General features: G+C 62.6%; 12 protein-coding genes. 5 read left to right on the top strand and 7 right to left on the bottom strand.

Annotation, left to right across the window (positions count from 1 at the left end):
• The first annotated feature begins 12 nt into the window (after positions 1-12).
• Both I7X09_RS28255 and I7X09_RS28250 read left to right on the top strand, forming a co-directional pair.
• The gene (locus I7X09_RS28255; RefSeq protein WP_095973336.1) at positions 13-888 is read left to right on the top strand and encodes an SCO6745 family protein; all 876 of its coding nucleotides are present in this window, start codon (positions 13-15) and stop codon (positions 886-888) included.
• 188 nt (positions 889-1,076) lie between these two features.
• Positions 1,077-1,529, top strand: coding sequence for a universal stress protein (locus I7X09_RS28250; RefSeq protein ID WP_003944055.1), 453 nt, complete (start codon positions 1,077-1,079; stop codon positions 1,527-1,529).
• Between the two features lies 1 nt (position 1,530).
• Here the strand turns inward: I7X09_RS28250 and I7X09_RS28245 are convergent, their stop codons facing one another.
• The 3 genes from I7X09_RS28245 to I7X09_RS28235 all read right to left on the bottom strand — a co-directional run bounded on the left by I7X09_RS28245 (position 1,531) and on the right by I7X09_RS28235 (position 5,422).
• Positions 1,531-1,992 carry a DUF732 domain-containing protein gene (locus I7X09_RS28245; protein ID WP_095973335.1) on the bottom strand — a complete coding sequence of 154 codons (462 nt, stop codon included), beginning with the start codon at positions 1,990-1,992 and terminating at the stop codon, positions 1,531-1,533.
• Between the two features lie 83 nt (positions 1,993-2,075).
• Positions 2,076-4,358, bottom strand: coding sequence for a HelD family protein (locus I7X09_RS28240; protein WP_200314784.1), 2,283 nt, complete (start codon positions 4,356-4,358; stop codon positions 2,076-2,078).
• Between the two features lie 131 nt (positions 4,359-4,489).
• Entirely contained in the window at positions 4,490-5,422 is a 933-nt protein-coding gene (locus I7X09_RS28235; protein ID WP_003944048.1) for a DoxX family protein, read from the bottom strand.
• A gap of 245 nt (positions 5,423-5,667) precedes the next feature.
• Here I7X09_RS28235 and I7X09_RS28230 point away from each other — a divergent pair, with 245 nt between their 5' ends.
• The gene (locus I7X09_RS28230) at positions 5,668-6,237 is read left to right on the top strand and encodes a DUF2716 domain-containing protein (RefSeq protein ID WP_234036743.1); all 570 of its coding nucleotides are present in this window, start codon (positions 5,668-5,670) and stop codon (positions 6,235-6,237) included.
• Between the two features lie 28 nt (positions 6,238-6,265).
• Here the strand turns inward: I7X09_RS28230 and I7X09_RS28225 are convergent, their stop codons facing one another.
• A complete protein-coding gene (locus I7X09_RS28225; RefSeq protein ID WP_020969731.1) occupies positions 6,266-6,952 on the bottom strand; it encodes an MBL fold metallo-hydrolase in 687 nt (228 codons plus the stop codon).
• A gap of 174 nt (positions 6,953-7,126) precedes the next feature.
• Here I7X09_RS28225 and uvrA point away from each other — a divergent pair, with 174 nt between their 5' ends.
• Entirely contained in the window at positions 7,127-10,087 is a 2,961-nt protein-coding gene (gene uvrA, locus I7X09_RS28220) for an excinuclease ABC subunit UvrA (RefSeq protein ID WP_200318120.1), read from the top strand.
• A gap of 71 nt (positions 10,088-10,158) precedes the next feature.
• Here the strand turns inward: uvrA and I7X09_RS28215 are convergent, their stop codons facing one another.
• Positions 10,159-10,866, bottom strand: coding sequence for an alpha/beta fold hydrolase (locus I7X09_RS28215; protein WP_095973330.1), 708 nt, complete (start codon positions 10,864-10,866; stop codon positions 10,159-10,161).
• Positions 10,867-10,946: 80 nt separating this feature from the next.
• On the opposite strand from I7X09_RS28215, the gene I7X09_RS28210 reads away from it, so the two are divergent.
• Complete coding sequence (locus I7X09_RS28210) at positions 10,947-11,657, top strand: helix-turn-helix transcriptional regulator (RefSeq protein ID WP_200314782.1); 711 nt, start codon at positions 10,947-10,949, stop codon at positions 11,655-11,657.
• Positions 11,658-11,662: 5 nt separating this feature from the next.
• Here the strand turns inward: I7X09_RS28210 and I7X09_RS28205 are convergent, their stop codons facing one another.
• Both I7X09_RS28205 and I7X09_RS28200 read right to left on the bottom strand, forming a co-directional pair.
• The gene (locus I7X09_RS28205; RefSeq protein ID WP_200314780.1) at positions 11,663-12,079 is read right to left on the bottom strand and encodes a DUF1801 domain-containing protein; all 417 of its coding nucleotides are present in this window, start codon (positions 12,077-12,079) and stop codon (positions 11,663-11,665) included.
• A 1-nt stretch (position 12,080) separates the two neighbouring features.
• Entirely contained in the window at positions 12,081-12,449 is a 369-nt protein-coding gene (locus I7X09_RS28200; protein WP_020907885.1) for a DUF1844 domain-containing protein, read from the bottom strand.
• Positions 12,450-12,570: the final 121 nt, after the last annotated feature.

The following is a 12,570-nucleotide window of genomic DNA, read 5'->3' as shown; positions in this document are numbered from 1 at the left end:
ACGGTTTCAGGTATGGATGCACAGACTGCAGGCAAGACCGCGCGGACGCTGGAACTTCTCCATTCCTTGGCGTACTTCGTCCCGGAGACGGAAAAGGAACTTGTCGGCGTCGGGTTGGAGCCCGGCCGGATGGTGTACTTCGCGGGGCGATCAGCGCCGCTCGGCGCTCCACCCGCGACTGTCGTCACGGCTACCTTTTTCAACTTCAATCCTGAATTGATTGCCAGTGTCATCCCGCGTGCCTGGGAATTGGCAAGGCCCACAGAGGTTGTCGCCGCGCGGTATCGGGCAATCGACGCGGCGTACGTCCGCCTGTTCGGTGCAGACGTGACAGGATCGGCGGACATGGCCGAGGCTGCCGAACTCGTGTCGATCGCTGCCCAGAACATTCCTGGAGTGGATGGCCGCCCCCTGTACGCGGGTTGGGCGTCGCTCGACTGGCCGGCTGAACCTCATCTGCGTTTCTGGCACGCGCTGACACTGCTGCGTGAGTATCGCGGTGACGGACACATTGCGGCCCTTCAGACCGCGGGATTGAACGGCCTGGACGCGTTGATCACGCACACCGCGACGGGAATCGGGTTTCAGCGTAAGTTCGCGCAGACTCGCCGCGGATGGTCGCAGGAACAGTGGGACGAGGCCGTCGAGAGTTTGAAGGACCGCGAACTGCTGGATCGTTCGTCCGGTGCGCTTACCGAGGACGGGCAGGACTTGCGTGACGTCGTCGAAGACCTGACGGACGACCTCGCTCTGGCTCCGTGGGAAGCGCTGGGTGAGGAGGGTGCCAAGCGGTTGCTGGAATTGGCGACGCCGTGGCGTGCCGCCTTGGTCGAGCAGGAAGTTTTTCCGGCGGCGCTGTTCGGGCCCCGCTTCGGCAAACTTCGCTGAGTGGTCACCACCGGACCAATGTGTCTGTGACGAAGAATCACATTCACTGTGGGCTTGTGGCGTGTACTGCAAATAACACTATCCGCGGCACAATCCCGCTAATGTCAGCGCAGCGGTTGTCGAGCGGGTGCAACATCGTTGCGCTCGGTGCCGGCCGTACCGTCCGTCCCGTAACCATGGAGGAATGAATGAGTGCCTACCGGACCGTTGTCGTAGGAACCGATGGCTCCGAGTCGTCACTGAAGGCAGTCGACAGAGCTGCCGCCATTGCCAGTGGCTCGGACGCTCAGCTTGTCATCGCTTGTGCGTACTACCCGGCCGACCCCAAGGACGTGAGCGCTGCTGCTGACGCATTGGGTAACGAGGCCTATCAGGTCACCGGTTCCGCTCCGACGTACGAGATCCTTCGGACGGCCCGTGAGCGCGCACACGCCCAGGGGGCAAAGGATGTCGTCGAGCGCGCCGTCGTCGGCGCCCCCGTCGAATCGCTTCTCGCTTTGCTCGACGAGGTGAAGGGCGACTTGCTGGTCGTCGGAAATCGCGGATTGAACACGTTGACCGGGCGTCTACTCGGGTCGGTGCCTTCCGATGCGGCGCGCAAGGCGACGTCCGACGTTCTGATCGTGCACACCGTTCGCTGACCTACCGGCAGTAGTCGGCCTCGGCCGCATCGACGAACACTTCAGCCAGCTGATCGGCGCTGGGCAGTGTTGTCGATGCGGCCGAGCCGTTTCCGGTGGTGACCATCGGTTCGCTTGCTCCGTTCAGCGATACCGTCCGCAAATTCGCGATGATCATCTCTCGATCCGTGCCGGCCGCGAGCTGCTGGCAGACGCCGTCACCGAGCGCCTGCAACATGTCGTCGGAAAAGGCGGGCTTCACCCCGGTAGACGCGAGCGCCGCCCGCAGGCGTTCGGCCTCGTCTACCGGTTTTTCGGTCGGTGCTGCAGCAACAGCAGCGATGTCGTCGCTGCCGGCAGCAGCCGTCGAACTCGAGTCATCCTCCGAACAGCCGGCTGTCACCGCCGCGAGCATCCCGACACCGATCACCACGCGAGCGATCTTGCGGATGGGTGCGGCGGAACTTGCGGGCAGGCCAAGCACGAGGGGTCATTCCTTCAGTAGTCGACACAAATTGGGGTGACACCGCCATTCGTGGTGTCACGCACGAACCTACTCCGTGCGGCTCACGAATCGAAGGCCAACTCTGCTGCCTCGATGCCGTCGAGAACCGCGGGGAGCGACTCGACGTGAATGATGCCGAGCCTCTGGGTAGCTCGGGTCAACGCGACGTAGAGGTCGTTCATTCCGCGTGGTGACTCGTCGAGAATGTCGGCGGGTTCGACGATCAACACGGTGTCGAACTCGAGTCCCTTGACGTCCTTGACCGACAGGACGCTCACAGTCTCACTCGCAAGGCCCGCCAGGTCGGCAACGACCTCGGAACCGGCGATCACTGCGGTAATACCGGGATGCGACTCGGACTCGATGCAACGGCGCACGGTCGATTCCAATTCTTCGGCAGTGGTCTTGAGCGCCCACGGTGCAAATCCGCTGTCTCGTACCGACCGGGGTACGGATTGCTCCGGGTCGATCTCTTCGAGCACACGGTGAGCGACATCCATGATCTCCGAGGGAGTTCGGTAGTTGACGGTCAGTTCGGTGAGCTTCCAGCGCTTGGCGACGTAAGGCTCGAGGATCTTCTGCCAGGACGAGGTTCCCGCGGGATCTCCGGTCTGGGCTGTATCGCCGACCAACGTCATCCAGCGATTAGGTATGCGCCGCATCAGCATTCGCCACGCCATTTCGGAGAGCTCTTGGGCTTCGTCGACGATCACGTGACCGTAGGTCCATGTCCGGTCGCCGGCAGCGCGTTCTGCCGTGGTCTGGCGCTGGCCTTGATCGTGGCGCTGGGCGAGTTGGCTGGCGTCGATCAAGTCGTACGCCATCAAGATCTCGGGATCCATCTCGTCCTCGAGATCCTGGGGTGCAGAGCCGGTGAGGATGTCGAGAGCGCCCTGGGCGTCGGCGATCTGCGCGCGCCATTCACGTTGTGCGCGTTCGCGTTCGGCGGCGTCGTCGACGCCGAGAATCTCGGCCAGTTCGTCGAGCAGGGGAGCGTCGGCCGCACTGAAGCCTGGTCCGACGCTCTGCAGAAGCTCGTCGCGTTGGGCGTCGTCGAGTTGCGGCGCTGCCTTGGCCAACCTGGCCGGAGACGTCCACAGTTCGGCGAGGATTTGCTGAGGCGACAATTCGGGCCACAGCTTTGCGATGGCGGACATGATGTCCGGGTCCTCACGCATCTCGTCGCGAATGTCGGCGATGTCGTCCCGACTGAGGAGTGACCCGCCGTCGACGAGGTTTCCGCCGATGAGTTCGGCCATCTGCAGTGCCAACGCCTCGATGACTGCTGCTACGAAGATCGGGCGCGCCAGGTTGTGTGGGCGACGCGACGACCGAGCACGCCCGCGCGCCTTGGTGACAGTCTTGCGATCGAGCTTCAAGTCGTACGTGTCGAATCGAAGGGTGATCGGCTTCGACGGAACTTCCTGCCGATCCCGGACGGCGTTCTTGAGGACGTCGAGGATCGCGAGGGAACCCTTGATCTCACCGGCGGCGAGGGAATCCGTACGAGTTGCACGCACTCCGGGGTACAGGTCCCCGATCGTCGAGAGCAGAACTCCGGTCTCTCCGAGTGAAGGAAGGACCTGGCTGATGTAGTCGAGGAACGTCGCGTTGGGCCCGATGATGAGAACACCGGCCTTGGCCAGTTGCTGACGATAGGTGTAGAGCAAGAATGCGGCACGGTGAAGGGCGACTGCGGTTTTGCCGGTACCCGGACCGCCTTGGACCACCAGAACGCTTTTGTGCTCGGAGCGGATGATGGCATCCTGCTCACTCTGAATGGTCTCGACGATGTCGTTCATCTGACCCGTACGCGCTGCGTTCAGAGCGTCCAGGAGTGCGCTCTCACCGGCGACGCCACCGGCTTCGGTCACCACGCCGGCGGCTCGGGCAGCGTCGAGGTCCAGGTATTCGTCGTTGATTCCGGTGACTGTTCGGCTCCGACTGCGGATATGGCGTCGTCGCTTGACGCCCTCAGGCGCCGCGGGCGTCGCCAGATAGAACGGGCGTGCCATCGGAGCTCGCCAGTCGAGCAGTAGCGTTTCGTAGTCGTTGTCGGTGTCCAGAATTCCGAGTCGGCCGACGTAGCGTCGCTCGTCGTCGAAGTCGATGCGTCCGAAACACATTCCGTTCTCGGCTGCGTCGTACTTGGCGAGATCCTCGGTGTACATGGCATTGAAGGATTCGCGTTCACTGCGTGCTTGCGGGGTTCCGCCGGTCTCGAGGAGGACCGTGCTCAAGCGAGTTTGGGCATACTTTCGAAGATCGTCGAGACGGGAGTACAACATCGTCACGTACTGCTGCTCGAGCTCTTGCTCGTTCAGTGACGGGTCCGCGTCGGGCAAAGGATCTCCTAGGCTTGATGAGAAATTCACGCGCTGCAAAAGCGCCAAGACAGTCTAGTTCCCCCAGATGAACTGCCGCATAGATACAGGTCAGGCCACCCGAAGGTGGCCTGACCGTGTTTTCGGTGCACTTAGTGCGTCAATTCGTCCTTCTTGGCGCGAGCCTTTTCGAGCGCCTTCTCGGCGCGCTTTCGGGCACGCTTACCCAGCACCTCGGTCTGCTCCGACGCCGTTTCGGCCCACTCGTTGCTCTTTTCGAGCGCGAGTTCGGCGAACTCGGAGCTGCGCTTGCTCGCCAGCTCTGCCAGTTCGGCGCTGCGCTCACGTGCGGTCTCGGCCAGTTCGGAGCCGCGCTTCTGCGCGACTTCGAGGATGTCCGGGCCGCGTTCTTTGGCGACCTCTCCGAATTCAGCGGCACGCTTGCTCGCGATCTCCGCGAACTCGGAGCTGCGCTCCTTGGCAAGTTCGAGCCAATCCGTGCCGTGCGCCTTCGCGGTTTCGGCAAGTTCGGAACCGCGTTCGGACGCCACCGACAGAGCGTGTTCGACGCGATCGCTCGTGTGATCGGTCTGCGATGCGACCAACGGAAGTGCCGCGGCGATAGACGCCTGAGCCTTCTTCGCGGCGCGGCGGCCACGCCAGCCGAGCGACGGCTTGCCCTCGGTGTCGACGGAGGCGATCATCAGTCCGCCGAGCAAGCTGACGTTCTTGATGAAGTTGGTGCGCTGCATCGCGCGCAGCGACGGATCGGTCTCGTTCCAGAAGTCGTGACCGGCAAGCGTGGTCGGTACCAGGCTCCCCGCGAGGACCAACGACGCGAGACGCGGCGCCTTGCCGGTGGCCAGCAGGGCACCGCCGCCGATCTGGACGGCGGCGTTGATCTTGACGAGTGTTTCCGGATCAGCAGGCACCTTCTGCGTCACTGCTCCTGGCAGCGTCTCGACGGATTTGTCGATCAGCGGTGACGCTTTGGCTGCTCGCTGAGCGGGGTTGCGCAAAGCATCGATTCCCCCGGCGATGAAGATCGTGGAAAGCAGTGGACGAGCAATTCGACGTACCAGCATGTTTCAAGCCTCCCGATGTAGGTTCGTTTTCTACCCTAGCGATCTCACAAGGAATTGGTCCGGTTCGGCGATCCCGCGACGCCTGACCCGGTTGACGGATTCCTGGTCGCCGAAGCGCGCTGTACTGCGTCGATGACTTCTCCACCGATCCGGACACACCGTTCTGAAGTATCCGTTACCGCGTATCCGCATACGGCGTGTTCGAAGGTGTCACACAATGCGCACCGTTCGAGCACGATGGTGTTGTGACCACCAAGATGACTCAGAACTTCGGCTCGACCCTTCCTGCCGGCTGGGGACAGCTGTCGGATGAGGAGAACGAGAGAAACTGGGCGATCTTTCGTGCGCGCTTTGGGTTCACGCCCGGCATCGACGCACGATCTTGGCCCGCCATCGCCGAGCCCATCCCGTCCGTGGTCTTCGATTTGGGTGCGGCGCCAGCTGCGACTCCAGGGGCGTGGGCCGCTCGCGTGGATGCGATAAACGCCGAAGCGTTGCGCTGTTTCGTCACCGATTGGAACGACGATCGCAACTTCGTCGTTCTGGATTGGCAGCATCCGGGCTACACCTTCGACGCGGAGGCGCATGCTGCCGCGAAAGAGTTGGCGGAGTGGCGTGTCCCGATCTATCCGAACGGCGACTACTACATATTCAGTCGTGACGACTTCACGGAAGGGACCTTCGGCCATCCGTGGGAACGCACGCTGTGTGTGTTCGGGGAACGGATGGTCGAAGGACTCGGCCGGACTCTGTCGACCTGGCTTCCGCGACTTTGCGTCGACGGTGAACAGGTCGATAGTCAGGAAGTCGGTTAGCGGGGTCCAGTACGGAACAGGTGAAACGTCACCAACCGCGCTCGCGCCATTCCGCCAGGTGCGGGCGCTCGGTACCCAGCGTCGTGTCCTTGCCGTGCCCGGGGTAGACGACAGTCGCGTCGTCGTACCTTCCGAACAGCTTGTTTTCCACATCGTCGAGCAGGGAAGTGAACTTCTCGGGGTCGGCGGTCTTGCCTACGCCGCCGGGGAAGAGTGAGTCGCCGGTGAAGAGGTGAACCTGCCCGTTCGGTTCGGTCAGAGCCAACGCAATGGAACCGGGCGTGTGGCCGGACAGGTGGATGACGTCGAGGCTCAGATTGCCTACTGTCACCTTGTCGCCGTCTTCGAGGAGTACGTCCGGGGTGACGGGAAGGACCTCCGCGTCGAGAGGGTGAGCGGCGGTCGGCACCTTGGTGGCAGCGTGGACGTCCTGCAAAGCCAACCAGTGATCGCCGTGTTGATGGGTGGTGACGATGGAATCGAAAACAGGTGCTTCCTGTTCGATGAGCGCAATGATCTTCTCGGCCTCGTTGGCCGCATCGATCAGGAGAGATTTCCCGGTCGCGGAACAGACGACGAGGTAAGTGTTGTTGTCCATGGGGCCGACCGACATCTTCGTGATGACGGCACCGTCGACTGTGCGCCGCTGAGGGGCAGAATCGGGGGAGACCTGACCGGTGTAGGAGTCGTCGATCACGATGGGCTGATTCGTCATGAAACGCAGGCTACCTTCGAATAGGGGCAGGTAGAGCGATGGGCTCGCCTGGTGAGAAAAACGTGTCGGTGGCTCGGCTTACGATGACGATCGCTCGAGGACTCGCGTTTGCGCGGCCACTCGAGACTTCTCCGGGGGGACGGCCCCGGACGATTGACAATGAAGGGAATTGGTGTGGCGGATCGCCTGATCGTGCGGGGTGCGCGTGAGCACAATCTGCGAGGAGTCGATCTCGACCTCCCGCGAGACAGCCTGATCGTCTTCACCGGGTTGTCCGGCTCCGGCAAGTCCAGCCTCGCGTTCGACACGATCTTTGCCGAAGGTCAGCGTCGCTACGTCGAGTCACTCTCGGCATACGCGCGTCAGTTCCTCGGTCAGATGGACAAGCCCGATGTCGATTTCATCGAGGGTTTGTCGCCGGCGGTGTCCATCGACCAGAAGTCGACCAACCGCAACCCCCGTTCGACGGTGGGCACGATCACCGAGGTCTACGACTACCTCCGGCTCCTTTATGCCCGCGCAGGTTCGGCGCACTGCCCGGTCTGTGGTGAGAAGATCGCACGTCAGACCCCGCAGCAGATCGTCGACCAGGTGCTCGAGATGGAAGAGGGCATCAAGTTCCAGGTCCTCGCACCGGTAGTCCGTACCCGTAAAGGCGAGTTCGTCGACCTTTTCGATCAGCTCAATACCCAGGGCTACTCGCGCGTGCGCGTCGACGGAGTCGTCCATTCACTCGCAGATCCGCCGAAGCTCAAGAAACAGGAAAAGCACGACATCGAAGTAGTGGTCGACCGATTGCAGGTCAAGGCGAGCTCGAAGCAGCGCCTGACCGACTCGGTCGAGACCGCACTTCGATTGGCCGAAGGCATCGTGGTCCTCGACTTCGTCGACCGTGAAGAAAATGCACCTGATCGTGAGCGTCGTTTCTCCGAGAAGCTGGCCTGCCCGAATGGCCACGCACTCGCGATCGACGATCTCGAACCGCGCTCGTTCTCCTTCAACTCGCCCTACGGCGCCTGCCCGGAATGCACCGGCCTCGGTATCCGCAAGGAGGTCGACCCGGATCTGGTGGTTCCCGATCCTGACCTGAGTCTCGAAGACGGTGCAATCGCGCCGTGGTCGATGGGCCAGAGTTCCGAGTACTTCGGACGCCTGCTGTCCGGCCTCGGCGACATTCTCGGATTCGACATGAAGACGCCGTGGAACAAGTTGCCGGCGAAGGCCCGCAAAGCAATCCTCGAAGGCAGCGAAGAGCAGGTGCACGTCCGGTACAAGAATCGGTACGGCCGTACCCGTTCTTACTACGCGGAGTTCGAAGGTGTGATGCCGTTCTTGCACCGCCGGCTCGAACAGACCGAATCCGATCAGATGAAGGAACGCTACGACGGGTACATGCGCGACACCCCGTGCCCGGCGTGTGGTGGTGCTCGCCTGCGCCCCGAAATCCTGTCTGTAACTATCGCGGCGGGAGACTTCGGCAGTAAGTCCATCGCCGAGGTCTGTGAACTGTCGATCTCCGATTGCGCGGATTTCCTGAACAGCCTCACTCTCGGCTCGCGTGAAGAGGCAATCGCGGGTCAGGTCCTCAAGGAAGTTCAGGCGCGCCTCGGCTTCCTGCTCGACGTCGGCCTGGAATACCTTTCCCTCTCGCGAGCCGCGGGCACGTTGTCCGGTGGCGAAGCCCAGCGAATTCGCTTGGCAACGCAGATCGGATCCGGACTCGTCGGTGTGTTGTACGTGCTCGACGAGCCGTCCATCGGCCTGCACCAGCGTGACAACCGGCGACTCATCGAAACCCTGACGCGCCTGCGTGACCTCGGCAACACGCTGATCGTCGTCGAACATGACGAAGACACGATCCGGACATCGGACTGGGTGGTCGACATCGGACCGTACGCCGGCGAGCACGGCGGCAAGGTCGTCCACAGCGGACCGTACGAAGAACTGCTGACGTGCGAAGAATCTCTGACCGGCGCCTACCTGTCCGGTCGTAACTTCATCGAGGTCCCGGCCATTCGCCGACCGGTGGACCGCAAACGCCAGGTCACGGTCGTCGGAGCTCGCGAGCACAATCTCGACGGCATCGACGTGAGTTTCCCGCTGGGTGTGCTCACTGCGGTCACCGGTGTCTCCGGTTCGGGCAAGTCGACGTTGGTCAACGACATTCTCGCGACCGTCATGGCAAACAAACTCAACGGTGCACGCCAGGTGCCCGGGCGTCACACACGAATCAACGGTCTAGATCAGCTGGACAAGCTCGTGCAGGTCGATCAGTCTCCGATCGGCCGGACTCCACGATCGAATGCGGCCACGTACACCGGTGTGTTCGACAAGATCCGCACCCTGTTCGCGGCCACCACCGAAGCGAAAGTCCGCGGATACCAGCCCGGCCGATTCTCGTTCAACGTCAAGGGTGGACGCTGCGAGGCGTGCTCCGGCGACGGAACGCTGAAGATCGAGATGAACTTCCTGCCGGACGTGTATGTGCCCTGCGAGGTGTGCCACGGCGCTCGGTACAACCGCGAAACGCTCGAGGTTCACTACAAGGGCAAGTCGATCGCCGAGGTTCTCGACATGCCGATCGAGGAAGCTGCCGAGTTCTTCCAGCCGGTCACCTCTATTCACCGGTACCTCAAGACTCTGGTCGACGTCGGACTGGGCTACGTCCGACTGGGTCAGCCGGCTCCGACCCTGTCCGGTGGTGAGGCGCAGCGCGTCAAGCTGGCCGCCGAATTGCAGAAGCGGTCGACCGGTCGCACCGTGTACATCCTCGACGAGCCCACCACGGGTCTGCATTTCGAGGACATCCGCAAGCTCCTGATCGTGATCAACGGTCTGGTCGACAAGGGCAACAGCGTGATCGTGATCGAGCACAACCTCGACGTGATCAAGACATCCGACTGGGTCGTCGACATGGGACCCGAAGGTGGATCCGGCGGCGGAACCGTTGTGGCGCAAGGTACTCCGGAAGACGTTGCCGCGGTCCCCGAGAGCTACACGGGCAAGTTCCTCAGTGAGGTCCTCACCGCGCAGCACGCTCCGGCCAAGGCGAAGCCGATTACCAAGAAACGTGCGACGAAGGCAGTTGCAGCGAAAAAGGCGGCACCACGGAAGAAAGCCGCTTCTGTGCGCTAGTAGTACGTGAGCAAGTGGAAGTCGGGCAGTGATGCCGGGTCGGAATCGACCCGGCATCATTGCTCTCTCGGTCAGGAGGCGGTGGCCTCGAGGATTACCTGGGCGAGCTCTTCGGGGCGCGACCACATCGGCCAATGGCCGGTCGGGAGGTCGACATACGTCACGGGGAGTTTCGCCAATTCGGCGGCCATCGGATGACCCCCGTCGGCCATCTGGGCGATCACTGCGGAGGGGAACGTGCTGCAAACTACGGTCGACGGCACCTGGTAGCGCTTTTCGTTCGTCAGGACGATCGGCTCACGCGCGGGCCCGGCCGGTTCGGGGACCGCATTGGCGCGGAACGCCGCGAGAGCTTTCTCGTCGAGTCCCTCGAGGCTGCTGCCGTCTGCTTCGAGTTCCGCCCACGTCGGGAGCGGTATCTCGACGACATCAGCAGCCAGATCCGGTCGCAGCGCCGCGCCGTCGGGCATGGGGCCCGAGTCGGCGTAGACGATCCGAGCGACGCGATCCGGGATGCGATCGGTGACCGCGTATCCCACCGGGCCGGCGCCGCTGTGTACGACCAAGACCGTGCGCTCGTCGGAGTCCGATATGGCGTCGACGACTGCACGGACGTGGGCGTCGAAGGTGACCGCTGATCGATCTGTGTCTACGGCGTCGAGCCCGGGCAGTGTCAGGCTGGTCACGCGGGTATCGGGACGCTCGAGGTGGGGGAGAACTGCATCCCAAGCCCATGAACCGAGCCAGAATCCGGGAACAAGAACGATGTGAGTTTTCATGTGATCACAGTGCAGTCGGGTTGGTGACAACAGAGTGTCACTGATTATGTCACCGTTTGGTATCGGAATCTGAGACACTCGTGAGTGTGAATCGAGCTGCGAGATTGCATGCTCTCGTCGAGGAACTTCGGCGACAGGGCGATCGAGGGACTACGTGCTCCCGATTGTCCGAGGAATTCGGTGTCACCACCCGGACGATCAAGAGGGATATCGAGACGCTGATGATGGCGGGTGCGGCGATCGAGGCGCGCTCAGGTCCCGGGGGTGGATACCGACTCGTAGGTCGTGCCACTCTACCGCCGGTGAATTTCACTGTTCCGCAAGCGGTTTCGATCGCGTTGGCGTTGACGGCAGCCGGCGACGCTCCGTTTGCGCCGGATGGACGAGCAGCTCTGGCGAAACTACTCGACGTGATGGACGAGGAGAGTCGTCGCAAGGTCGCCGAACTCGGTGGTCGCGTGTGGATTCGCGGCGACGGCGGGGCTCTGACGGATTCGCGCAGGAACCGGCAGGCGGTAGAGCAGGGTCTCGAACAGAGTCGCGTCGTGTCGTTGCACTACGTCGATGGGGAAGGTTCGGAGACGGTGCGGGCAGTTGAGCCGCACATTCTGGCGCAGGACCGTGGGCAGTGGTTTCTCATCGGCTGGTGTCGCCAGCGCGACGCCGTGCGTTGGTTTCGACTCGATCGGATGCGCCGGGCCACGCTGACGAACGACCACTTCACACCACGGGATTCGACCGTCTTCGGACAACCGCCCGAAGACGCTCGGCCTGTTGCGCATCGAAGGTGAGTGGTTCAGTCGATCATGTTGCGGGCTGCGGTAACGGAATCCGTGATCAGTTCGGTCAGAGCGGCCATGTCGACGTCGCTCAGCCGTTTGACGTAGAGGCAACCTTTGCCGACCTTGTGCTTGCCGAGGCGCGCGAGTGTGTCGGTGTAGTCGTCGAAGTTCAGCGACAGGTACAACGTGAGTGCGGTGGCCCTGGGGGAGAACCCGATCAGCGGGGTGTCACCCTCGTGGCCACTCGCATACCGGTAGTGCCGTGCCCCGAATCCGATGATGCTCGAACCCCACATGACAGCAGGCTCGCCGGTCGCGGCCGACAACAAAGAGATCAACTCGACGCTGTCGGCACGCTTGCGGTCGTCGACGCGTGAAATGAATGCGTCGACGTCCTCGGGCGTCGGTTGTGTCTTGTTGGCGGTTGCCAACTCAGTAGACCGGACCGGTGAACTTCTCGCCCGGTCCCTTTCCTGGCTCGTCCGGATGTGAGGAGGCCTCACGGAATGCGCGCTGCAGGGCTTGGAGGCCTTCGCGGATGGGTCCGGCGTGGGGGCCGAGGTATTCGACCGACGCAGTCACCAGTCCGGCAAGCGCGGTGATCACTCGACGAGCTTCGTCGAGGTCCAGGTAAGGGCTGGAAGACGGGTCGGCGTCGGAGAGGCCGAGTTTTTCGGCAGCCGAACTCATCAGCATCACTGCGGCGCGGCTGATGACCTCGACCGCGGGAACTTCGGAGAGTTCGCGGACGTCGGGATTCGCGCCGTCGGTGTTCTGATCTGCCTCGAAGTTCTCACTCATGGATGTAAGGATTCCATCAGGCCGTGACGGTGTTGAATCGGGCCTCTCCCGGCAACGGCGGAGCGGCGCCGATTTCATTCATCTCCGGTGACCTGTTAGTCTTGTTGCAACGACCGCCTCC

Origin of the sequence: Rhodococcus sp. P-2, assembly GCF_016598535.1 — a bacterium.
GTDB lineage: Bacteria > Actinomycetota > Actinomycetes > Mycobacteriales > Mycobacteriaceae > Rhodococcus_F > Rhodococcus_F baikonurensis.
Note: the sequence above shows the minus strand (reverse complement) of the source record. Positions and strands in the feature narration are given on the sequence as shown.